This window comes from Nonomuraea sp. NPDC002799, from assembly GCF_053592075.1.
The window spans coordinates 62,859-88,030 of sequence record NZ_JBSFVA010000004.1; the positions used below are offsets into that span (position 1 = coordinate 62,859).

Annotated in this window: 9 protein-coding genes; 5 read left to right on the forward strand and 4 right to left on the reverse strand. The window is 72.3% G+C overall.

Annotated elements, in window-relative coordinates:
- Window positions 1-4 precede the first annotated feature (4 nt).
- From ACWD0F_RS09755 to ACWD0F_RS09765, 3 genes are all read right to left on the reverse strand, one after another.
- A complete protein-coding gene (locus ACWD0F_RS09755) occupies window positions 5-1,711 on the reverse strand; it encodes an SPFH domain-containing protein (protein ID WP_449873698.1) in 1,707 nt (568 codons plus the stop codon).
- A 49-nt stretch (window positions 1,712-1,760) separates the two neighbouring features.
- Window positions 1,761-5,054, reverse strand: a complete 3,294-nt coding sequence (locus tag ACWD0F_RS09760; protein WP_449873700.1) for an NACHT domain-containing protein — start codon at window positions 5,052-5,054, stop codon at window positions 1,761-1,763.
- Between the two features lie 173 nt (window positions 5,055-5,227).
- Window positions 5,228-6,499: a cation:proton antiporter gene (locus ACWD0F_RS09765; RefSeq protein WP_449873702.1), complete on the reverse strand. Its 1,272-nt coding sequence runs from the start codon at window positions 6,497-6,499 to the stop codon at window positions 5,228-5,230.
- A gap of 127 nt (window positions 6,500-6,626) precedes the next feature.
- On the opposite strand from ACWD0F_RS09765, the gene ACWD0F_RS09770 reads away from it, so the two are divergent.
- From ACWD0F_RS09770 to fabD, 4 genes are read left to right on the forward strand one after another with little or no spacing between them, the layout of a single operon-like run.
- Complete coding sequence (locus tag ACWD0F_RS09770) at window positions 6,627-7,460, forward strand: DUF6039 family protein (protein ID WP_449873704.1); 834 nt, start codon at window positions 6,627-6,629, stop codon at window positions 7,458-7,460.
- 3 nt (window positions 7,461-7,463) lie between these two features.
- A complete protein-coding gene (locus tag ACWD0F_RS09775) occupies window positions 7,464-8,681 on the forward strand; it encodes a hydroxymethylglutaryl-CoA synthase family protein (RefSeq protein WP_449873706.1) in 1,218 nt (405 codons plus the stop codon).
- On the forward strand, window positions 8,672-9,394 hold the full coding sequence (locus ACWD0F_RS09780; RefSeq protein WP_449873708.1) for an enoyl-CoA hydratase-related protein: 723 nt from the start codon (window positions 8,672-8,674) through the stop codon (window positions 9,392-9,394). Before ACWD0F_RS09775 ends, ACWD0F_RS09780 begins: the two co-directional genes overlap by 10 nt.
- Before the next feature lie 15 nt (window positions 9,395-9,409).
- Window positions 9,410-11,605, forward strand: a complete 2,196-nt coding sequence (fabD, locus tag ACWD0F_RS09785) for an ACP S-malonyltransferase (RefSeq protein ID WP_449873710.1) — start codon at window positions 9,410-9,412, stop codon at window positions 11,603-11,605.
- Here the strand turns inward: fabD and ACWD0F_RS09790 are convergent.
- Complete coding sequence (locus tag ACWD0F_RS09790) at window positions 11,602-12,339, reverse strand: thioesterase II family protein (RefSeq protein WP_449873712.1); 738 nt, start codon at window positions 12,337-12,339, stop codon at window positions 11,602-11,604. The genes fabD and ACWD0F_RS09790 overlap by 4 nt on opposite strands.
- Before the next feature lie 98 nt (window positions 12,340-12,437).
- Here ACWD0F_RS09790 and ACWD0F_RS09795 point away from each other — a divergent pair, with 98 nt between their 5' ends.
- Window positions 12,438-25,169, forward strand: coding sequence for an amino acid adenylation domain-containing protein (locus ACWD0F_RS09795; RefSeq protein ID WP_449873714.1), 12,732 nt, complete (start codon window positions 12,438-12,440; stop codon window positions 25,167-25,169).
- Window positions 25,170-25,172 lie beyond the last annotated feature (3 nt).

Sequence of the window (25,172 nt, forward strand, 5' to 3'; positions counted from 1 at the left end):
GGCCTCAGCTGCCGCGTTCGTCGTTCTCCGCTCGGACCTCCTGGCTCGCGCGCAGCTCGCGCAGCCGGTCCAGCACCTCCCGCAACACCGACGTCGGAAGGGCGTCCGCCAGACTCGAGAGGTTCCCGACGGTGGTCGGCACCGGCATCTCGGCGAACTCACGAAGGAGGGCCATCGCCGCGCTCTTGTCCAGGCCGAGCTCGGCGGCCTGCGCCTCCACCTCCAGCGCGGCACGACGCCGCTCGGCGCGTACCCATACCTCGTCGATCCGGTCTTCGAGAGCGCGGCGGGCCAGGTCCTGGAACGCCTCGGTCAGCGCCTGATCCTCGGCGCCGGGCTCGCCGAGGGTCGTCTGCAGCGCTTCGACCCCCCACGCGGACAGGGCGTTCCTGATCGCCGAGGCCAGGTCGTTTCGCATGGCGGCATAACCCGCGAAGAAGTCGTGGATCGTGGACGTGGCGGCCAGGTGGCTGAAGAAGGACGCGACCGTCGCGCCGAGGGTCATGTCCAGGAAACGGCGGACGGGCAGCGGGTCGTGGACCAGGCCGCCGAGCCCGGAGGCGCCGCCGTAGGCTCTGACCAGCCGGGGCGCCGCGCTCGGCGTGATCCGCAGTGTCTGGCTCAGTTCGGCCCGCACCCGGTGACCCTCGATCGTGAGGGTGATCTGCTCCAGCTCCGAGTCGTAGGTGTCGGCCTCGTCCGGTGACCTCTCCCGCCACTCCACGACGAGGACGCGGACGGGAACCAGCACGACCCGGACGAACCATGGGTTGAGTGCGTACACGCCGCCTTCGTCGAGGATCTCCTCCTGCACGCCGCGTACGCCCCCTTGCCGCAAGAAGACCCACGGGAGGCGGAAGTTGCGGTGGCCCGGCACGGCCGGGCCGACCTCCGCGTCGCTGAAAGGCTGCGGGTCGGTGCCGTCGAGCGTGACGACCACTCCCGCGTAGCCGTACGGAACCTCGATCTCCCTCAGATGTTCGGCGGTCAGGCCGTCGCCGGCGTTCGCGATGTCGTGCACGGTCAGCACCGTGAACAACCGGGGATTGATGTCGTAGACGGCGCCACCGCCGAGCACGGCGAGCTGCCGGCCCTGCTCGCCGCCCCGGTCGAGGAACGCCTGGCCGTCCTGGAAGTGGTTGCACTCGACGTGTCCGGCGAACGGCTGGTCGGTGGGCCGCACGCGTCCGGCCCGGGCGATCACCAGCCCCACGGTGCCCGCCGGAACGGAGGTGCGCGGCGCCAGCTCGATCTCGAACATGCGCGTGTTGATGGCGTAGAAGGCGCCGCCGGGCAGGATCGCCACCTGAGGCCCCTGCTGGCCGCCGTTGAGCAGGAACGCCTGGCTGTCCTGGAAGTAGTCGCACGCCACGCGCCGGCCCAGCGGCGCCCCGGGCGGACGGCGCTCACCGGCCAGCGCGACGACCACACCGACCTGGTCCTCGGGAATCTGGACGTGGGGCACGAACTCCACCGAGTAGAGCCACGGAAGCAGCCACCACGTCCGGCCCCCCGGCAAGGTCCTGGCCTGGATGCCGCGAGCGCCGCCGTCGGGAACGACACGGCGTAGGTGCCGGTCGGCCGGGCCGAAGTGGCGTACCACGATGCCCACGTGTCCGGCGGGCACCCTGACGAGGCCGCGCCAGGCGAGATACCCCGCGGCCACGACCGCGGCCACGGCTCCGGCCAGGAGGATCGGCAACGTGCTCATCGGTGTTCTCCGGCTTCACTTGAGCGAATCGTCGGCGTGAGATTTCCCATCAGACATGGACCAGGAGCAGGACGGCGTTCGAGGCGGAGGACCCCCGATCCGCCAGGGTGATGAGTGCGAACAGGGCCTCGGCGATCGGTCCCGAGACGTCGGGACGCGGAGTGGCGCCGTGGCGCGACAACGCCAGGGCGGCCAGCAGTTCGACGCTGGCGGTGGTCAGGACACGCGGCAACATGGGTGTCTTCCGCTCCAGCAGGGGGTTGATGAGGCCGAGCGCGTGCTCGGCGAGATGGCGCACGTCCGCCTCGTAGGGGGCGGGCACCCCGCTCGCCAGCGCTCGCAACGCCTGACGGATGGTGCCGGACGGGTCGGCGGCGGGCCGCGGCGCCAGCAGGGCGCCGTCGGCCAGCAGCCCTGCCAGGAACTCTTCGAAGGATCGGCGGACTTGTCCGGCGCGCGGCGTCCGCCGCCCCTGGCTCGCGGTCGCCCAGCAGCGCGACAGGCAGTTGAAGGCGGTCACGGCGCTGGTCAGCAGGTCCGGGTGGTAGGTGCCCACGTCGATCGCGAGATCGCGCGCCAGGTCGAGGCTGGGATCGGAGCCGGGCACGCTGGTCCTGGCCAGCGCCAGGTCATGGATGAGGCCGCGGGCGAGGTCGCCGCCCAGGTCGGCGTCGCGGGCGTGGGTCAGGGTCAGGGCACGTTCGAGGTCGAGGGTGAGCCCGGCCGATCCGCGTACCTGGTCGTGCGCGCGGGTCAGGGCCCGGGAGAGCTCGCGGGCGAGCGCCCGGTCCAGGTCGCCGGCCAGGTCCAGCGCCCGGTCCAGGTCGAGGACGCCCAGCTCCCTGGCCTGCGCCAGATCGCGGGACAGGGCCTGGAAGTGGTCGAAGGTCAAGGTGAGGTCCTGCATGTGATCGAGCGCCAGGGTCAGCCCGAGCGTGTAACGCAGCGCCCGGTCGAGGTCGCGGGTGACGGCCCGGGCTCGTTCCAGCGTCGGTTGCCCGCCCTCGCGTACGGCCAGCCGCAGGTCGAGGACGAGGTCGCGGGTGAGGTCGCGGGCGAGGTCGAGGTTGAGCACCAGCTCCAGGTTGGGTGGGTGCGGATCGTTGGTGGTGCGCTGGGTGATGAACGCGTGGGTGTACGCCAGCACGTGGGAGGGCTCCAGGGAGGCGCGGTTCGCGGTGACCCGGGTCAGGCGCAGGGCCAGCTCCACATAGTTGCGGACGATGGCCGGGTAGCGTGCGAGTTGTTCGGCGCTGGGGGTGTAGGGCCAGGCGACAGCGTCCGGCTGGTGCAGTACCGCTCCTGGCCCTGTCCAGACGGTGTGCTCCTTGAGACAGGCGATCAGCTCGGCGTCGCGGTGGCCCAGCTCCTCCCGCCTGACCAGCCGGAACCCCATCCCGTCGGTGAACAGGCCGTTGAGCCAGCCGAGGAATCGGGTCACGTCGCCCACCTCCATCCCGACGGCAGGCCCGTCACCGTCGCGGCCGGCGGTGGCGTCGAGTGCCGGATGCCGGCGGCCGGCGGCCGTCTCTGCCAGGACGAACAGGTGATACAGGGCGCGGGTCACAGGCTGGGCGCAGACCGGAATGGTGCCACCCAGCCAGATGACCTTGCGCAAGCTCCGCGAAGCCGTCACCGCGGCGATCAGCCGATGGTGCTCCCTGGCCCCGTCGTGGCCGCCGTCGGGGACCAGGAGGAGGTTATTCAGGCCGGCGCGGGTGTCCGGCTGGATGAGCCGGGCCTCGTCGCCGCAGTCGAAGGCGAGGGCGAGCGCGCGGGTGCTGCCCAGGCCGAGGCAAGCCTCGATGACCGGGGTCGCATCGCCGAGCGCGGCCCACAGCAGCGACGTCTCCCGCCACCAGAGGTCGTCCACGCCGTCTGTCAGCAGCTCCAGGTGGTCGCCGGGCTGGTCCCGGATGAGCGCGGCGGCTAGATACTCCTGAAAGGTGAAGTGGGCGAAACCGTAGGCGCCCTGCTCGTGCTCCATGATCAGCCCGCCCTTGCGCACGTCGTCCAGGAACATCTGCGGTGTGACCCGCCCTTCCTCCGTGACCAGCCGCAGCGGCTCGGCCACCGCCTCCTGAGCCTCCGCGAGGGGGATGGCTCGCACCTGGCGTCGCATCATGTGCAGCGCCAGATGCCGGATGACGATCTCCTTCTTGGGACCTTCTAGCCCGGTGCGGTCGGGAAGGGGTTTCGCCTGCTGGCGGCGGTGGACGAGCACGTCGCACATCTCCGCGTACAACTCGGCGCGGCTGCCCGGCAGCGCGCCACGGTAGCGGTGCACGTTCGCGATCATGGTGAGGAGCAGCGGGTTGGTGCCCAGCTCGTACAGGGCGGGCAGGCCGTGCACCTGGGCCAGCAGGTCGTCCGCGTTCCGGGCGGCCAGCTCGCGGACCCGCTGCCCGGACTCGTCGCGGGCGCGGCTCTCGTTCGCGTAGTACCACGCGTGCAGGAACGCCGAGATCTGGCCGCCGCTGAAGCGCTCCACCTGCAGGACGTTCGCGTTCGGCAGCGGATTGGTCAGATAGCCGTACGGACGGGAGGTCAGCACCCAGACGTTGCCCGGATAACGCTCCATCTGCCGGCGGACCCACGCGACCGCCCGCATACGATCCTGCTCGCCCACGATCTCATCGAGGCCGTCCAGCAACACCACGCACCGCCGCCGGTCGAGGCGCTGCTCCAGCCACTCGCCGCGGATCTTGCCGTCCAGCCAGCCCGCCGTGGCCGCCACCGCCGGCAGACGCGGAGGATCCGCCTCCAGGATCGAGGCCGCGTGGTCGCGCAGGTAGATCAGCACCGGCAGGGGCCGCCGGGGACGGTACGAGGCCCTGTCGCACAGGGTCAGCACGGTATGGCGGAGCAGGGTGGTCTTGCCCGAGCCCGGGCCGCCGAGGACCACGAACACGCCGCCGTCGCCCAGGTGATCGATGAGCGGCCGGCGCTTGACCGGACTCTCCTCCGGCCGGTCCGTGCCGTCCGCCTGCGCGGCGTCCTGCGGCGGGCGCGGGCGCAGGAGCATGTCCACGTACACCTGGCGCATCATCAGCACGAACTCGCCCCGTGTCCGCACCCCGATGGTCTCCATCGCCGAGACGCTGGCGCGTAACTGCCGCAGATACGTCGCACGCGTCCCCCGCAGATCCCGGCGGGCGGGTGCGGCGCTGCCGTCCTGCTGCTGCGCCGTGGCGGCCGTGAACATCGAGGCCAGCACGGCGAACCCGAGAGCGAGGTACGCCCAGGTGAAGCTCAGGCGACCCTCGGTGAGGATCTGGTCGCTCGCCACGGCCACTATCACGGCCGAGCAGGCTCCGATGAACAGTTGGGCAACCCGGCGCACACGCACTCCCGGCTCCAGAGCGGTCACTGCAGAGGTACCACGAACAGCCGTCGGTAACGACCCTTATCTCACCTCCGGCCGTCGGCCGAACCGAGATTCTTCGGAGAGGTGCGGCATGGCGGGCGTTTCGCGGCTGGGCCATGCGATGTCGTCGACCGCCGGAAACGACGACATCAGGGCTCGACGAGTTCATCCTGTGCGGCTCGGCGGAGGCGTTCCTCGCTCGTGAGCTCGACGCGTCGCATCGCGACGCGGAGCAGCGGCGGGGCCATGAGGGAGGTGACGATCGCGACGACGATCACGATGGTGTACATCTCCGTGTTGATGATGCCGAGGCGCAGGCCGACCATCGCCACGATGACCTCGATGACCCCGCGGGCGTTCATGCCGGCCCCGAGCGCGAGGGCCTCCCAGCCGCTCATCCGGCTCAGCAGGGCCCCCAGGTAGGCGCCGAGGAACTTGCCGATGATGGCCACGCCCAGGACGACGCCGGACGCGGCCAGGACGGCGGGCTGGGCCAGGAGGGTGAGGTCCATGCGCAGACCGGCCGTCGCGAAGAAGACGGGCGCGAGGACGCTGAGGACGATCGTCCGCAGCGGGGCCAGCCATTCGGCGTCGGCGTGGCCCGAGCGGCCGATGAGGGCGCCGCAGACGAACGCCCCCAGAATGGCCTCCAGGCCGAGCGCGTGCGTGCCGGCGGCCGACAGGAGCACCAGGACCACGGCGACGGCGACAGCGGGGCCGGGCTCCGCGGATCGGGTGGCGGCCCGCATCGTCCAGCGGACGATCGGGCGGCCGATCCAGACGGCGAACGGCACCAGGGCGACGAGGGAGACCAGCGACAACACGATCTGGCCGGTACGCACGCCGGTGGTCGCCATGGCGGAGACGATCGAGAGCATGAACCAGCCGAACGCGTCGTCCACCATCCCGGCCGTCAGGCAGAGCTGGCCCACGTTGCGGTGCAGGAGTTTCATGTCCGTCAGCGTCTTGGCGATCACCGGGATGGCGCTGACGCAGGTGGCCACGCCCAGGAACAGGGCGAAGACGGTGACGTTCGTGCCCTCGGCGAGGAGGGCGGCGGGCAGCAGGTAGCCGGTGGCCACGCCGAGCGCCAGCGGGACGACCAGGCCGGCGATGCTCACCTTGGCGGCGGTGGCGCCGCGGCGGCGGACGAGGCCGAAGTCGAGCTGGATGCCGGTGATGGCGACGAGCAGCAGCACGCCGACCTGGCCCACCGCGTCCAGCAGGTGGAGCTGGGTGAACTTCAGGCCGGGGGCCAGGTGGTTGAGGAGGGACGGGCCCAGCAGCACGCCCACGGTCAGCTCTCCGACGATGGCGGGCATGCGCAGGCGCACGGCCAGGCGGCCGAGAACGACGGCGAGACCGAGGAGCAGGCCCAGTTGCAGCATGAAGATCAGCAACTCGTGGGCACTCAGAGGCATGTCAGGCACATGAGAGGGTAAGCCGATCGGGCGATCGTCCTGCTGCTCAATATTGAGCCCAGCCGTTCGCGAGGGGCCTGCTCAATATTGAGCGGACGTCCCCGCGCCCGTGGGCGACATTCGGGGCATGACGAAGTCGGCGCAGTATCAGACCACCCTGCCTCCCGACCAGTTGCTGCACTCGGGCAACGCGGGCTTGATCATCCATCGCGTGGGGATGCTGGAGTACGGCATGGCCCGCGAGGGCCGCGACTTCAGCGTCGACCTGCTCGACTACATGAACCGCGCGCAGGCCGGCGTCGCCACGACCTTCTGTTACGAGGAGGTCTTCGGCGTCCGCGAGCGGCTGCACTGGTTCGTGCACATGAAGTCCCCCGAGAAGTACAGCAAGCTCCTCGACATGGTCGACCACGACGAGGCGTTCCAGGACATCTCGCTCAAGGACCGGCTGCCCAAGAAGGGCGGCGGCAACTGGGAGAAGATGTTCGTCTACGGCAGCCTGCGCGAGACGATCATGTGCCCGCAACACGGGTTCACCGACGACGTGCACGACGTGCCGGGCACGTTCGTGCCGCCCGCGACCTACCAGACCACGCAGAAGGAGCAGCTCAACTCGGCGACCGCCGGGGCGATCGTGCTGCGCAGCGCCGACGTGCGCTACGAGCTGCGCGAGGAGGGGCGGCAGTTCCTCTACGACTGGTCGCGGTACGTCAACGACAGCCTCGAAGGCCGGGCCACGGCCTACATCTACGAGCAGACGTGGGGCCAGCAGGACCGCATCCACGCCCTCATCCACCTGCGCGAGCTGGACGACTACCAGGCGGTGCGCGAGCTGGACCGGGGCGACGGCATGCGTAAAGAGGTCTACGACCTGGAGCGGGTGCCGGAACGGCACGGCGGCGGGCAGTGGGACCGGCTGTTCATGCCGACCAGCATCAACGACGTCCTGATGGTGCCCTGACCCATGGCTCCCGGGATCGAGGCGATCAACGCCTATGTCGGCAGGGCGTACACGGACGTGCGCGCCCTGTTCGACGCGCGCGGCCTGGACGTGAACCGCTTCGGCAACCTGATGATGGAGCAGCGCTCGGTCAACCTGCCCTGCGAGGACCCGGTCACCAACGCGGTGAACGCCGCCAGGCCGCTGGTGGACGCGCTCACCCAGGAGGAGAAGGACCGGATCGAGCTGCTGGTCGTCGGCACGGAGTCGGGGCTCGACTTCGGCAAGCCGATCAGCACGTACATCCACCACCATCTGGGGCTGAACCCGGCCTGCCGCTCGTTCGAGGTCAAGCACGCCTGTTACGGCGGGACGGCCGCGCTGCAGAGCGCGGCGGCCGTCGTGGGCGCGAGCCCGATCCCCGGGGTGAAGGCGCTGGCCATCGCCACGGACGCGGCCAGCGGCACGGCGAAGTCCACCTACTGGGAGCCGTCGGAGGGCGCCGGGGCGGTGGCGATGCTCGTCGGTGAGGACGCGCGGGTGTTGCGGCTCGATCCGGGCGCCAGCGGCTACCACACCTTCGAGGTGATGGACACGGCCCGGCCGCGGCACGACACGGACGCGGTCGATCCCGACCTGTCGCTGCTGGCGTACATGCGCTGCGTCGAGGAGTGCTTCGCGGTCTACGAGCAGCGGGTGACCGGGGCCGACATCGTGCACACCTTCGACTACCTGGCGCTGCACACGCCGTTCGCCGGCATGGTGAAGGGCGCGCACCGGATGTTGCTGCGCAAGCTCAAGGGGCTGGGGCCGCGCGAGATCGAGGCCGATTTCGACGCGCGGGTCGTGCCGTCCCTGGTCTATGGGATGCGGGTGGGCAACACCTACTCGGCCGCGCTCTACCTGGCGCTGTGCTCGCTCATCGACAACGGCGACTTCGACGCGCCGAAGCGGGCGGGACTGTTCTCGTACGGGTCGGGCTGCGCGTCGGAGTTCTTCAGCGGCGTGATCCCGGCCCAGCGGCCCAGCGGCATCGCCGCGGCGCTGGACGACCGGCGCGAGATCAGCGTCGAGGAGCTGGACGCGCTGACCGAGCTGAGCGCCGACCGCGCGTTCGGGGTGCGGGACTCGGTGCTGGACCCCAAGCCGTACGGCGACCTGTACGAGGACGCCTTCGGCGGGCGGGGCCTGCTGGTGCTGGACCGCATCGCGGACTTCCACCGGGAGTACAGATGGAGCTGACGTCGGCGACGATGCGGTATCGGCTGCGGCGCGGCACGATCGACGACCGCGTCGTCAAGGAGATCGACGCCGCCCTGGACGAGGCCGAGCGCACGCCCGAGTGCCGCATCCTCCTGCTGGAGGGCGGGGACGGCGTCTTCTGCACGGGCATGGACCTGGAGGAGGCGGCCGGCGGCGACGTCGCGGACGGCGGCCGGGCGTTCTACGGGCTGCTGCGGCGTTTCACCGAGACGCCGGTGACGGTGGTCGCGCGGGTGGACGGCCGGGCGGCGGGCGGCGGCGTGGGGCTGGCCGCGGCCAGCGACTTCGTCTTCGCCAGCGAGCGCAGCGCCTTCAGTCTCCCCGAGGCGTTGTGGGGGCTGCTGCCGTGCTGCGTGCTGCCGTTCCTGATCCGGCGCACCGGCTTTCAGAAGGCGTACGCGATGACGTTGAGCACCCAGCCGGTGAGCGCCGCGGAGGCCGCCACCTTCCACCTGGTGGACGAGGTGTCGGACGACCCGGAGGCGCTCGTGCGGCGGCTGGCGTACCGGCTGACGAAGCTGGACCGGTCGATCGTCACGGACATGAAGCGCTATTTCCGCGCGTTGTGGATCGTCTCGGACGAGACCGAGCAGGTGGCGGTCAAGGAGTTCGGCCGGCTCATGTCCAGCCCGGAGGTGCACCAGCGGCTCGTCGACTACGCGACCGAGAAGAGATTCCCCTGGGAACGCTAGAGAGGAACACGCCTGATGTCCGTCGTGTGGGTTTTCCCCGGGCAGGGGTCGCAGCGCAAGGGCATGGGGGCGGGCCTCCTGGAGCGGTATCCCGACCTGTGCGCCCGCGCCGACGAGATCCTCGGCTACTCCGTCGCGGAGTTGTGCGACGACCCGGTGCGGCTGCGTGACACCCGCTACGTGCAGCCGGCGCTCTTCACCGTCAACGCCCTGAGCTTCCTCGCCCGGCAGGAGGAGGGCGGCCGGCCGGACTACCTGGCCGGGCACAGCCTGGGCGAGTACACGGCGCTGTTCGCGGCCGGCTGCTTCGACTTCGAGACCGGGCTCCGCCTGGTCAAGCGGCGCGGCGAGCTGATGTCCGAGGCGTCCGGCGGCGCCATGGCGGCGGTGCTCGGGGCCGACCCGGAACAGCTGGAGAAACTGCTGGCGGGCACCGGCGTCGACATCGCCAACTACAACTCCCCGGAGCAGATGGTCATCGCCGGGCCCAAGGACGAGCTCGACGCGCTGCGCGCCGGCGTCCCCGGCAAATGGGTGCCGCTGAGCGTCAGCGTCCCCTCGCACTCGCGCTACATGGAGCCGGCCGCCGCCGCCTTCGCCGAGACGCTGGACGGCGTCCACATCGCCGAGCCGCGCGTGCCCGTCATCTCCAACGTGACCGGCCGCCCGTACGAGGCGGGGGAGGCGGCCGACCTGCTGCGCCGCCAGATCTGCAACCCGGTGCGGTGGGTGGACGGCCTGCGTTACCTGATGAGCCAGGGCGTTTCCGAGCTGGAGGAGATCGGCCCCGGCGACGTGCTCGGCAAGTTGTGGGAGGTCACCGGGCGCTATCCGGTCGAGACGCCGGCGGCGCGGGACTCCGGGGTCGCGCTCGGGTCCGCCGAGTTCCGCGCGGACTACCGCGTCCGCCACGCCTACCTGGCCGGGTCGATGTTCAAGGGCATCGCGTCGGCCGACCTCGTGATCCGGATGGGCCGCGCCGGGCTGATGGGCTTCTTCGGCGCCGGCGGGCTCACCCTGGACGAGATCGGCAAGGCGCTCGACCAGATCGAGAGCGCACTCGGGCCGGACGGCGCGTACGGCGTGAACCTGCTCTACGGCTTCGACGAGGACGGCCTGGAACGCGAGACGGTGGAGCTGCTGCTGCGGCGCGACGTCCGCCACGTCGAGGCCGCCGCCTACGCGCGCGTCACCGCGCCCCTCGTGCGCTACCGCTACAGCGGCGCCCACCGCGACGCGGCCGGCCGGCCGGTCGCCGTCCGGCACGTGCTGGCCAAGGTCTCCAGGCCCGAGGTCGCGAGCGCCTTCATGCGGCCCGCGCCGCAAGCCGTCCTGGACAAGCTCGTGCGGGAGGGGGCGCTGAGCGCGGCCGAGGCGGAGGTCGCCCGGGAGCTGCCGGTCAGCGGGGACCTCTGCGTCGAGGCCGACTCGGCCGGGCACACCGACGGGCGCTCGCCGTACGCGCTGATGCCCGCGATCCTGCGGCTGCGCGACGAGGAGATGGCCGCGCACGGCTACGGCCGGCGCATCAGGGTCGGCGCGTCGGGCGGGATCGGCGCTCCGGAGGCGGCCGCCGCCGCGTTCGTGCTCGGCGCCGACTTCATCGTCACCGGCAGCGTCAACCAGTGCACGCCGGAGGCGGGGACGTCCGACGCCGTCAAGGACCTGCTCGCCGGGCTCGACGTGCAGGACACCGCCTACGCCCCGGCCGGCGACATGTTCGAGCTGGGCGCGCAGGTGCAGGTGGCCAGGAAGGGCACGCTCTTCCCGGCCCGGGCCGGGAAGCTCTACCAGCTCTACCGTCAGTACGGCTCGCTGGAGGAGATCGACGAGAAGACCAGGCGGACGATCCAGGACAAGTTCTTCCGCCGCTCCTTCGACGAGGTGTGGGAGGAGACGCGGGCGTTCCTGGCCGCGCGCAGACCGGGCGAGCTGGCCCGCGCCGAGCGCGACCCCAAGCACCGGATGGCGCTCGTCTTCCGCTGGTACTTCGTCCACACGATCAGGCTGGCGTTGCGCGGCGAGGCCGGGCGGCAGGTGGACTACCAGGTCCACTGCGGCCCGGCGATGGGCGCGTTCAACCGGTGGGTCGCGGGCACGGAGCTGGCCGACTGGCGGGCCAGGCACGTGGACGTCATCGCCGACCGGCTGATGGAGGCCGCCGCCGGGCTGCTCGAAGCCCGGCTGCGCGACCTGGTCAAGGAGGGTTAGCGCACGTTGAGGAGATGGCGGTCCAGGTCCTCCTGGATCGCCGTCAGCACCTCGGCCCGCGGGCCCTTGAGGTAGAAGTGGTCGCCGCCGAACACGCGCAGCGTGAAGCCGCCGCCGGTGGCGTCGGCCCAGGCGGCGATCTCGTCCGGGTCCACCTCCGGGTCGGCGTCGCCGAGCAGCGCCGAGATCGGGCAGTCCGGCCGCGTGCCGGGCAGCGGCGTGTACGACTCGTTCAGCTCGAAGTCGGCGCGCAGGCTCGGCAGGAACAACTCCAGCAGGCTGCGCTGGCCCATCACCTCCGACGGCGTGCCGTTCAGCTTGCCGAGCTCGGTCAGCAGCTCGTCCTCGGACAGGTCGCTGAAGCGGCGGCGGCGCGTCGGCAGTTGCGGCGCGCGCCGCCCCGACACGAACAGCACGGCAGGGGGGAACCGGCGGGCCGTCTCCCAGGCCACGGCGGCGCCCATGCTGTGCCCGAACAGCGCGAAGGGCCGGTCGGTGTACGGCTCGATGGCCTCCGACAGCGGGCCCACGAGCTGCTCCATCCGGTCGTAGGGCCGCTCGCGGATACGCGACTCGCGCCCCGGCAGCACCACCGGGCAGACGTCGATCTCCGGCGACAGGTGCTCGTCCCACTTACGGAACAGCGCAGACCCGCCTCCCGCGTGCGCGAAGCAGAACAGTCTGATCCGAGCGTCGGCCCTGGGCTCTCCGCCCGCAATCCAGGAATCAGGCATGGTCGGAAAGCTACGGCTGGACGCCTGCCGGTGACTGCTCAGTCTTGAGCAGGCAGGGCGCGGTCTCCTCACTAGCGTCGCAAAGACGGAGGAGGCTTATGAAGCACAACGAGCGCGTGACCGAGACGGTCGTCCGCCTGCTGGCCGAGGTGCTGCCCGGCGGCGCGGACCTGACCCCTGACGCGTCACTCAAGGACAGCGGACTCGACTCGATCTCCGCCGTACGGGTGTGGTTCGAGATCCAGCGGGAGTTCTCGCTGGACTTCCCCGTCGAGCGACTGGGCGAATGCGCGACGCCGGCGCAGCTGGCCGAGCGGATCGCCGAGCTGGCCGGGACGGAGCAGGACGCCGCCCCGGCCGGCCCAGTGATCAGCCCGGCCCCTGAGGAGCGGCACGAGCCGTTCCCTCTGACGCCGCTGCAGCAGGCCTACGTCATGGGCGCGGACGAGGACGTCACCCCCGACCCGGTCGGCTGCCAGGTCTACCGGGAGTTCGAGGTGCCCGGCGTCGACGCGGGACGCCTGCGCGAAGCCTGGCAGCGTGTCGTCGACCAGCACGACGCCCTGCGCCTGGAGCTGGGGGAGGACGGCACCCAGCGGGTGCTGGAGCGGGCCCCCTCATGGGAGCTGCCGGTGGACGAGCCCGGCGCGCGCGAGCGTCTCGCGCACCGGCGCTACGAGCCCGGCGTCTGGCCGCCGTTCGCCGTCGAGGTCACCACCCCCGGGACCGTGCACTTCAGCATCGACGCGAGTGTGACCGACGGGCGCGGGCTCGACGTGCTCCTGCGCGACTGGTGGCGCTGCTACCGCGACCCCGGCCACCGCCTTGAGGACCGCGGCCCCGCCCTCCGCGACTGCCTGCGCGCGCTGGCGGCGTACCGGCGGAAGGAAGACCTGGACTATTGGCGGGAACGCCTGACGGGCCTGCCGCCCGGACCCGCCGCCGGCGTGCCGGACGGGTCGCCGCGGTCCGCGCTGACCGGCTCGCTGAGCGCCGCTCAATGGAGCGCCGTGCGCGCCAAGGCCGCCGCGCTGGACGTCTCGCCGACCGCCCTGGTGCTGACCCTGTTCGCCGAGACGGTGGGCAGGGGCGAGGACTGCTCGCTGGCCGTCACCACGACCGGCCGGGCGTGGTTGCCGCGCGAGGTGGACGAGGTCGTCGGCCCGTTCACCAGCACGGCCGTGTTCGCCGCCGAGAGCACCCTCGGCGAGCCGCTGGAAGAGGCGGCCCAGGAGGTGCACCGGTGGTTGTGGCGCGACCTCGGCCACGCGGCCGTCCCCGGCGTGACCGTCATGCGCGAGCTGCGCGAGCGGACGGCGCTGCCCGTGGTCTTCACCAGCCTGCTGGACGCCCGGCTCGACGAGGCCGTGCCGCCGGTGTCGTACGCGCTCAGCCAGACCTCCGGCGTCGCGCTCGACCACCAGATGTGGGAGCTCGACGGCGAGCTGCGGCTGCGCTGGGACCTCGTGCCCGGCTGCTTCGCGCCCGGCGAGCCGGAGACCCTGTTCGCCCGTTTCACCAACGCGCTGCGCGCCCTCAGCGTTGACGCCGCCGGCGAGATCCGGCCCCTGAACGAGCTGCAGAAGGCGTACTACGTCGCCCGCGCGGCCGGTTCGTGCCGATACGACGGCTGTCAGGTCTACCACAGCTTCCACGTCCGCGATCTGGACCGCGACCGGCTCGAATACGCCTGGTTGCGCCTGGTGGCCGCCTATGACGCGCTGCGCACGGAGGTCACGCACGACGGGACGTTGCGGGTCAGACCGGACGCGCCGGAGAGCTGGAGCATCCCCGAGACCGCCGGGACCTCCGAGACCTCCACATCCTCCGGGGCCTCCGGGGTCGACGTCGACGAGATGACGGGCCGGTCCTTCCCGCTGGGCCGCTGGCCGCAGTGGGAGTTGCGGGTCACCGGTGAGACGGTGCACGTGGCCGTCGACCTCACCGTGCTCGACGGGCGCAGCATCCACATCGTGCTGCGCGAGCTGTTCCGGCTGTACGCCGACCCGTCCGCCGAGCCGCGCCCGCCGGAGGAGCACTCCCTCGCCGACACCGGGGAAGCCGGCTACTGGACCGATCGCTTCCGCGACCTGCCGCCAGGACCCGAGGTGGCCACCACGCCCGCCCGCCGGGTCCGGCTGAGCGGCAGCGTCGCCGCGGTCTCCGACGAGACCGTCTTCGCAGCCCTGACCGGCGCGCTGGGCAGGCGCTTCACCGACCCGTTCAGCGTGTCCGTGGTGCGCTGGACCGCCGAGTCCGAGCCGCTGCGCCCCGGCGAGCACACCGCGCTGAGCTGGGTCACCGACGAGGAGTCCTATCCGGACCGCATCGAGGCCGACGCCGCGAACGGCGCGCTGACCGGCCTGGCCACGCTGCGCGGGCACGTCATGAAGGAGCGCCGCCGCCGCACCTACGCCTTCCCCGTCGTCTACACCAGCACCCTCGACCTGACCGCGCACCCGCTGCCGGACGGCGTCGAGGCCGGGCCGTGGATGACCTACACCCCGGACGTCGCGCTCGACTGCATCGTCATCAGGGAAGGCGACCGGCTGTACTACCACTGGGACGCGCTGGAGCCGGAGTTCCCCGACCTCGCCGAGTTGTTCGCGGCCTTCGAGGACCGGCTGCGTCCCGCGCACGTGCTGTTCGAGCGGCAGGCCGCCGCCCGGCCGGACGCGGTCGCGCTACGGCACACCGGCGGGACCATGACGTACGGGGAGCTGAACCGCCGGGCCAACGCCACCGCCTGGCGGCTGAAGGAACTGAACGTGGGGCCGGGGACGGTGGTCGGCGTGCGCCTGTGCCGCGGGCCGGACATGGTGGCCGCCGTCCTCGGGATACTCAAGGCGGGCGGCGCCTACCTGCCCGTCGAGCCGTCGCTGCCGGACGAGCGGGCCGCCGTCATGCTGGACGACGCCGCCGCCGGGATCGTGCTCACCTGCCCGGAGACGCCCGGCTGGGCCGTGCCCGAGGGCGTGCGCACCGTCGAAATGGACCCGGACGGGGACGACCGCGGCGACCCGCCCCTGGTGAACACCGTGGACGACCTCGCCTACGTGATCTTCACCTCGGGCAGCACCGGCAAGCCCAAGGGCGTCGAGGTCAGCCACCGGCCGCTGCTCAACCTGCTCGACTGGTGCTACCGCACCTTCGCGTTCGACGCCTCCGACGTCGGGCTCTGCGTCACCTCGCTCGGCTTCGACCTGTCGGTCTTCGACATCTTCGGCCTGCTCGGCCGGGGCGCCTCGCTCTACATCGCCGACGAGGGTCAGCAGCGCGACCCCGAGCTGCTGCTGGACGTCCTGCTCGACGAGCCCATCACGTTCTGGAACTCCGCGCCCACCACGCTCAACCAGCTCGCCCCGCTGCTCGCCGACCGGCAGGACCACGAGGGCGTCGGTGACCTGCGGCTGGTCTTCCTCAGCGGCGACTACACGCCGCTGCCGCTGCCGGACGCCGTCCGTGCGACCTTCCCGCACGCGCGGGTGGTCAGCCTGGGCGGCGCCACCGAGGCCACGGTCTGGTCGAACTGGTACGAAGTGGGAGAGATCGACCCGTCGTGGCGGAGCATCCCGTACGGCCGGCCGATCGACGACGCCCTCTACTACATCCTCGACGAGAACCGGCGGCCCTGCCCCGAAGGCGTCGAAGGCGACCTGTTCATCGGCGGCCGCTGCCTGAGCCTCGGCTACCGCAACCAGCCCGAGCTGACCGCCGAACGGTTCGTGCCCGACCCGTTCGCGGGCGGGCGCATGTACATGACCGGCGACCGGGCCGCCCTGCTGCCCGACGGGAACATCACCTTCCTCGGCCGGGCCGACAACCAGGTCAAGATCCGCGGCTTCCGGGTCGAACTGGGCGAGATCGAGCACCGGCTGCGGCAGCACCCCGGCGTGCGGGACGTCGTCGTCCTTGCCCGCGATGACCGCTCCGGCGAGCGGAAGCTGGTCGCGTACGTGGTGGCCGACGGTGGGGAGCCTGATGTCGGGGAGTTGCGTGGGTACGCGGGGGAGACGCTGCCGGCGTACATGGTGCCTAATCACGTGGCGTTCGTGACCACGTTCCCGGCCACCTCCAACGGCAAGCTGGACCGTGACGCGCTGCCGTGGCCGCTCGGCGAGCCCGTCCCGGAGCCCGCTCCGGAGCCCGCCGCTGAAGCGGTGGGGCAGGCGGTGACGGAGATCGCGGAGCTGTTCGCCGAGTTGCTCGGTGTCGAGGAGGTCGATGTCGGGCAGGACCTGTGGGACCAGGGCGTCACCTCCTTCACCATGGTCCAGGTCTCCAAGGCCCTGCGGAAGCGGTACGGCAAGCGCATCCCGGTAGCGCTGCTGCTGGAGAACCCGACCGTCAGCGGCATCGCCGCGATGGTGGGCGGCTCCAACGAACCGCCCGCCGAAAGGCAGCCCGCTGAGAAGCCGGCCGCCGAGAAGCAGCCCGCCGAGCAGCGGCCCGTCGAAAAGCCGCCTGCCGAGCAGCGACCTGCTGAGAAGTCGCCTGTCGAGAAGTCGGCCACCGAGCAGCAGTCCGTCGAGAAGCAGCCCGCCCAGGAGCCGTCTGCCGGGAAGCAGTCCGCTCAGGAGCCTTCTGCCGACAAGCCTGTGCGGCCGGCCGAAGTGCCTGCTGCCGAAGTGAGCGAGCCGGGCGAGGTCGACTTCTTCTCGGCCGAGGACCGGGAGGCGTTCAAGGCCGGCCGGTGGAACCTGCGCCCGCTGGAGCCGGACGCCAGCCTCATCCGGCTGGACCGGATCGACGTGCCCGAGGAGCACTTCGCGTGGCGGACCAGCGTGCGCGACTTCGAGCCCGGCTCCCTGCCGTACCGGTCACTGTGCCGGTTGCTCGGCCTGCTGCGCGAGCGGCGGCTCGGCGACCGCGAGCGCCACCTGTACCCGTCGGCCGGAGACACCTACGCGGTGCAGGCGTACCTGCACGTCACCAGAGGCGCGATCGACGGCGTCGCCGAGGGGATCTACTACTACAACCCGAGCGAGCACGCCCTCCACCTGGTGAACGGCCGCCCGGAGATCGACCGCTCGGCACACTTCGTCTACAACCGCGACCTGTACGACCGCGCCGGCTTCAGCCTCTACCTGATCGGCCAGGTCAAGGGCATCGAGCCGCTGTACGGCGAGCAGAGCCTGCGCTACCTGACCCTGGAGGCGGGCTACCTCGGGCAGTTGCTGATGACCGGCCAGGCGGCCTGCGGCATCGGGCTCTGCCCCATCGGCGAGGTGGCCTTCGACCGCGTCCGCGACCAGTTCGACCTCGACGACGGACACCACTTCCTGCAGGCGTTCCTGGGCGGCCCCACCGAGTACGCGCCCCACGAGACCGCACCCGTGTTCTCCACCCCACAACCGGAGCCCGCCCTGCGATCGGAGTCCGCCCCGTCTTTGGAGTCCGCCTCGCGATCAGAGTCCGCCCCGCGATTGGAGTCCGCCCCGTCTTCCGTGCCGCGATCGGAGTCCGCACCGCGAACAGAGCCCGCTCCTGAGACGGAGCCGGCTGGGCTCGCCGTGATCGGCATGGCCGGGCGCTATCCCGGTGCCGACGACCTGGACCGCTTCTGGCACAACCTCCGGACCGGCACCCGCAGCGTCGGCCCGAACGCCAGAGGCGAGCGGCCCGGCGGCTACCTGGAGCACATCGATCGCTTCGACAGCCTGCTCTTCCACGTCTCGCCGAAGGAGGCCGCGACGCTGGACCCGCAGCTCCGGTTGTTGCTGCACAGCGTCTGGGAGTGCCTGGAGCACGCCGGGCACACCCCTGCCTCGCTGCACAGGAGTGCACCCAGGGTGGGCGTCTTCGTCGGCTCGATGTGGCACGACTACCAGCACGCGGGCGCCACCGCCTGGCGCGCGGGCAGCCCGGCGGTGGTCTCGGCGACCGCCTCCGACATGGTCAACCGCGTCTCGTACTTCTTCGGCTTCACCGGGCCGAGCATCGCGGTGGACACTTCGTGCTCCTCCACGCTGACCGCTCTGCATCTGGCCGCCCAGGCCGTTCGCGCGGGTGACTGCGAGGCGGCCGTGGTCGCGGGCGTCAACCTGCTCGCCGACCCCTACCACGCCGCGCTGCTGGCCGGGCTCGGCCTGCTGACCAACGAGCCCGGCGCAGTCGGCGCGCCCGAGGTGCCCGGCGCGGCTGGCGTGCGCGGCGCGGCTGGCGAGCCTGGCGCGGTCGGCGTCGGTGCCTTCGACACCGACCGGCCGGGCTGGACAACGGGCGAGGGCGTCGGCTCCTTCCTGCTGCGGCCCGTCGCGGACGCCGTCCGGGAGGGGGACTCCGTCCACGGCGTGGTCGAGGCCACCTGGGTCGCGCACACCGGTCGCAGCGGGCGCTTCACCGCGCCGAGCGCCGAAGCGATGGCCGAGTCCATGCGCCGCACCCTGGAGCAAGCCGGGGCCGGGCCCGACGATGTCTGTTATGTCGAGTGCGCGGCGGCCGGCGCCGTCCTGGCCGACGCGGCCGAGGCAGAGGCGCTCACCGAGGTCTTCGCCGAGCGGGCCGAGCCTGTCGCGGCGGGCACGCTCAAGCCGAACATCGGCCACCTCGAAGCCGCCTCAGGCGCTTCCCAGCTCACCAAGGTGCTGCTGCAGATCCGGCATGGACGGCTGGCGCCCACCCTCCTCGCGGAGTCGCCCACCGACGCGATAACCGTGCCCGAGCAGGTGCGGCCGTGGACCGGCGAGCGGCGGCGCGCACTGATCAACGCCTTCGGGGCGACCGGGACGCACGCGCACGCCGTCGTGCGCGCGCCCCTTCCCGAGGAGTCCCAGGGAACCGCGCCCGACGACGGCCGGGAGCACGCCGTGCTGCTGTCCGCCGCGACCAGCCGGCAACTCGTGTCCGCCGCCCGCCGACTCGCCGCCAAGACCGCCGAGCCCGTCGAGTTCGCTGAGTCCGCCGAGCCCGTCCAGACCGCCGGGACCGCAGGGACCGCCGGGACCGCCGGGACCGCTCAGACCGCTCAGACCGCTCAGACCGCTCAGACCGCCGAGCTGGTGCTGAGCCGTGTCGCCTACACCACCCAGACCGGGCGCGCCGCCCTCGCGCACCGGCTCGCCGTGGTCTGTTCCGACGTGGACGGACTGCGGGAGGGGCTGGAGGCGTTCGCGGCGGGCAAGGCGCACGCATCTGTGCTCACCGGCGACGCTGACCACCCAGGTGACGCCAGCCGCTCAGGTGACGCTGGCCGCCCCGGTGGTGCTGACCGCACCGGCGGGGCCGCCGGCCTGGAGGCGACGGAAGCCGAGGCGGCCGCCGCCTGGGTGTCCGGGCAGGAGGTGGACTGGGAGCGATTCTGGCCGGAGGTCCCGGGGCGGGTGGCGCTGCCCGCCTACCCGTTCGCGGCCGAGCCGTACTGGATCGAGCGGACGGAGCCGGCCGCGCCTCAGGTCGCCACGGGCAAGATGGAGGAGTACCTCAAGGGTGTCTACGCCGAGGTCTCGGGCATCGACGTGGACCGGCTGGGCCTGCGCGTGCCGCTGGAGCAGTACGGGCTGACCTCGTACCAGATCGTCCAGCTCAACGAGCGGCTGGAGCGGGACCTGGGCGAGCAGTCGCGGACGCTCTTCTTCGAGCATTTGGACCTCGCCGGGGTCGCCGCGGCGCTGTCCGCCAAAGCGCCCGCGCCGCAGACCTCCGAGTCCGCACAGCCCGTTCCGCAGACCGCCGAAGGGCCTGTTCTGCAGTCATCCGAGTCCGAGCGGCCCGGACCGGGTGATGACGACGCGATCGCCGTGATCGGGATCGCCGGGCGTTACCCCGACGCCCCCGACCTGGCGGCGTTCTGGGAGAACCTGGCCGCCGGGCGGCACTCACTCTCCCGTGTCCCGGACGACCGGACCCGCGACGGCTGGCCGGTGGACCTGATGTGGGGCGGCTTCCTCGATGGCGTGACCGACTTCGACCCGCTGCTGTTCGGCATCACCCCACGCGACGCGGCCCTCATGGACCCGCAGGAGCGCGTCTTCCTCGAGGTCGCCTGGGAGGCGCTGGAGGACGCGGGCTACCCGCGCACCCGGCTGCGCGACCGGCACGGATCGAGCGTGGCCGTCTACGCGGGCGTGATGTACAACGAGTACCCCTTCTTCGGGGTCGAGCAGACTCTGCGCGGCACGCCCCAGGACACCGGCGCGACCCCGGGCGGCGTGGCCAACCGCGTCTCCTACCACCTGGACCTCAAGGGGCCCAGCATGTCGATCGACACGATGTGCTCGTCCTCGCTGGCCGCGCTGCACCTCGCGGTCCGGTCGCTGCGCCAGGGGGAGTGCGAGCTGGCGATCGCCGGCGGCGTCAACCTCAACCTGCACCCGAACAAGTTCATCCAGCACGCCCGCATGCGGCTGACCGCCGGCGACCGGCGCTGCCACAGCTTCGGGGCGGGCGGCGACGGCTTCGTGCCCGCAGAGGGCGCCGGGGTCGTCCTGCTCAAGCCGCTGTCCAGGGCGCAGGCGGACGGCGACCGGATCCACGCCGTGATCAGGGGCACCGCCGTGGTGCACTCCGGCAGGACCAACGGCTGGGTGGTGCCCAGCCCGGTCGAGGAGGGCGACCTCGTGGCCCGCGCGCTCGCCGACGCCGGGGTGGAGCCCGCCGACATCGGCTACCTGGAATGCCACGGCGCGGGCACCGCGCTCGGCGACCCCATTGAGATCAACGCCCTCATGCGGGTGTTCGGGCAGGCCGGGCTGGTTTCGGGGAGCATCCCGATCGGGTCGGTCAAGTCCAACCTCGGGCACGTCGAGTCGGGTGCCGGCATCGCCGGGCTCACCAAGATCGTGCTGCAGATGCGGCACCGGCGGCTCGTGCCCTCCCTGCACGCCGATGAGCTGAACCCGGACATCGACTGGGACGGGATCCCCTTCCGGGTGCAGCGCGAAGCGGCCGACTGGCCCGAGGGGCCCGGCGGCGCGCCCCGGCGGGCGGGCATCAGCTCGTTCGGCGCCGGAGGGACGATCGCGCACGCCGTACTCGAAGAACCGCCGCCCGCCGAGACGGGCACGCCTGCTGGGGCCGGCACGCGCGCTGAGACGGGTGCGCCCGCCGAGACAGGCGTGCCTGGCGGAGCACCGCAGCTGATCGTGTTGTCGGCGCATGACGACAAGCGGTTGTACGCCATGGCCGGTCGGCTGGCCGGGCACCTGCGCGCGACGCCTGAAAGCCTCGCCGACGTCGCTTACACGCTCCAGACCGGACGGGAGCCGCTGCGCGAGCGGCTCGCGCTGGTCGTCTCCGAGGTGGGGGAGCTGTGTGAGCGGCTGGAGCGGTTCGCCCGGTCGGAGCCTGACGACGTGTTGCGGGGCCGGGTCCGGGCGGGCAGCCCGCCGGCCGCGCAGCCCGGCGGCCTGGCGGAGCTGGGGCGGCACTGGGTGAACGGCGGCCACGTGGACTGGACGCCTCCCGTGGGTGCGCGCCTGGTGGGGCTGCCGTCGTACCCGTTCGACCGGATGCGGTGCTGGCCCTTCGAGGCCGCCGCGACCGCACCCGAGACCACCTCCGCGCTGACCGACCAAGCCTCCGATCCGACTGGGGCCGCCTCCGCGCCGGCCGTGGCTGAGACGCCGCTTTTCGAGCGGACCTGGAGCGCGTGCGAGCATCTCGCGCACGACCCGGGAACGCTCGGCGGCGGAACCGTGGTGTGCCTGTACAACGACGCCAGTGAGGAGCTCGCGCGGTCACTCGGCGAGCAGGTCGTGCTCGTACGCGAGGGGGAGCCGGTCCCGGAGGCGTTCGCCGGCTGGATCGACCTGTGCGATCTGGGCGAGGCGCGCCCCGGACGTGAGCTGGAACGTCTGGCGATCCTTCAGGACGCCCTGGCCCGACGCCGTCCGCTGACGATCCTGCACGTCACCAGCGGTCTGCTGGACCTCGACGGAGCACGGACGAGCCTGGCCGGGGCGCGGATGGCGGGCTTCGTGCGGATGCTCGCCGCCGAGTACCCGGCGGTTACGGCCACCGTGCTGGACAGCGACCGGCCTTGCGCGCAGCAGATCCGCGCCGAGTGGGCGGCCACCGAGCCGTACGGGGAGGTCTGCTATCGCGACGGCGGGCGGTATCGTCCCGATCTGCGCGAGCTGCCCGCACCGTACGTGGAGCCGGATCTCGACCCCGAGGCCGTTTACGTCGTGAGCGGCGGCACCAGAGGGCTGGGCGCACTGGTGGCCCGCCACCTGGCCGATCGCGGCGCGCGCCGGCTCGCGCTGCTCGGCGTGCGGCCGCTGCCGCCGCGCGACCAATGGGACGGCTCCGGTGTGGAGGCCGTCGCCGGTGTCCCTGGGGCAGAGGCCGTCGCCACTGTCCTCGATCTGGAGCGCATGGGCGCCCGGGTGGCCGTGCACAGCGGGCCGCTGTCCGAGCGCGCCGAGCTGACCGACTTCCTGAACGGCGTGCGGCGCGAGCTGGGACCGATCGGCGGCGTCGTGCACTGCGCCGGCCGCTCCAGCCAGGGCCGTCCGTCGCTGGCGCACAAGGACCAGGAAGACCTCCGCACCGTGCTCGCGCCCAAGGCCGACGGCCTGGAGGCGCTGGACGAGGCGTGCGCCGGGGACCGCCTCGCCTTCTTCGTCACCTTCTCCTCCGTCTGCGCCGCCGTGCCCGCGCTGGCCGCCGGCGTGGCGGACTACGCGGCCGCCAACACCTTCCTCGACCTGTACGCCGGGGCCAGGCGGCGGGACGGGCGGCCCGAGTTCCGCTCGGTGAACTGGCCGCAGTGGCAGGAGTCCGGCGGGGCACGCGGGAAGCCGAACGTCTGCGAGCCCGTCGGGATCGCGGCGCTCGGCGACCGGGACGGGCTGCGGGTGCTGGACCGGGTGATCGGGCTCGCGCGCGGTGCGACCGTGCTGCCGTGCCCGCCGGCCGGCGCGGCCGTGGACGTCCCGGCGCTGATCAGGCTGCCCGAGCGGCCGGAACGCCGTCCGGTCCCCGAGCCCGCGCACGACATGGGGCCCGACTGGCTGGCCGTCCTGTTCTCCGAGACGATCGGCATCCCCGTGGACGCGCTGGACCCGGCGGCGGAGTTCGGGGACCTCGGCGTCGAGTCGGTGATGCTGGCCGAGCTGGTGCAGCGGATCGAGGAGCGGCTGGGGGAGAGTGTCGAGCCGTCCCTGCTGCTGGACTACCCGACGCTGGAGCAGCTCCGCGAGCGGCTCGGCACTCCCGCTGAGGCCGTCCGGGACGCTGCCGGGCCCGTGCCGGAGCCCGAGCCCAAGCCCGTGCCGCACCCCGTTTCGAAGTCCGGCCCTGTGCGGGAGCCGGTGGAGCCGGGGCCCGTGCTGGAGCCCGTGTCCTCCGGACCCGTCGAGGAGCGTGGGCGGCCTGGGCCCGAGGACCGCAGGATCGCGATCATCGGGATGGCCTGCCGGCTGCCCGGCGCCCCCGACGTGGCCGCCTTCTGGCGGAACCTGACCGCGGGCCGGTGCGACGTGGGCGAGGTGCCCGCCTCCCGCTGGGACCACCGCGAGCTGTATCGGCCCGAGCCCGCGCTCGGGCTCAGCATCAGCAAGTGGGGCGGGTTCGTCGACGGCATCGAGGACTTCGACAACGACTACTTCGAGCTGGGTGAGGACGAGGCCCGCGCCCTGGACCCGGCCATCCGCATGTTCCTGGAGTGCTGCGCCGCCTGCCTCGCCGACGCCGGCTACGAGCCCGGCGGGCTGCGCGGGCGCCGGGTCGGCGTGTTCGCGGGGGCCCGTATGTCCGACTATGGGCGGCGGGTCGGCATCCGGCCGGGCGGGCTCGCCTCCGACCAGAACTTCATCGCGGCCAGGGTCGCTCACCACTTCGACTTGCGCGGCCCCAACCTCGTCGTGGACAGCGCCTGCTCGTCCTCCCTGGTCGGCGTGCAACTGGCCGGGCAGAGCCTGCTCGCAGGAGAGGCGGAGGTCGCTCTGGCGGGCGGGGTGGAGGTGCTCCTGGAGGAGAACGACTACCTGCAGCTCAGCGCGGCCAAGGCGCTGTCGCCCACCGGCCGGTGCCACACCTTCGACGAACGCGCCGACGGATTCGTGCCCGGTGAGGGGTGCGGGGTCGTCCTGCTCAAGCCGCTGCGTGCGGCTCTGGCCGACGGCGACCGGGTGTACGCGGTCATCGAGGCGGTCGCCGTGAACAACGACGGCCGCACCATGGGCGTCACCACGCCCAACCCTGAGGCGCAGGCCGACGTGGTCCGCCGGGCCCTGGCGGCGGCAGGGCGCACACCGCGCGAGATCGGCCTGGTCGAGGCGCACGGCACCGGTACGCTCATCGGCGACCCCATCGAGCTGCGTGCCCTGACCCGGGTGTTCGGCGAGGGCGGCGGCGACCCGGGCACGTGCGCGATCGGCAGCGTGAAGACCAACATCGGGCACACGCTGAGCGCGGCCGGGATCGCCGGCCTGCTCAAGGCGGCGCTGGCCGTCAAGCACGGGCAGATCCCGCCGACGCTGTCCTGCGAGCGGCCCAACCCGCGCTTCGACTTCGGCGCCTCGCCCTTCGAGCCCGCCACCGAGCTGCGGGACTGGCCCTCGCCGCGGGTCGCGGGCGTGAGCTCGTTCGGGCTCGGGGGCACCAACGCGCATCTCGTACTGAGCGAGCTCGATCCTCGGTTGCGCGTGCAACCGGAACGCGAGCCCGCCCCCGCGCCGGTCTTCCACCGCAGGCGGCTGTGGCTGGACCGCGATCCCGGTCCTGATCCCGGCACCGGCGCCGTCCGGGATCCCGGCACGGCGGGCAGCGTCGATCCCGGTCCTGATCCCGGCGCTGCTGCCGGACGTGATCCCGGCCGCGATCTCAGCCCGCCGGACGACGCCAGCTCGCTGCTCGACCTGAACATCACCACGGGGAGGCGCTGACTC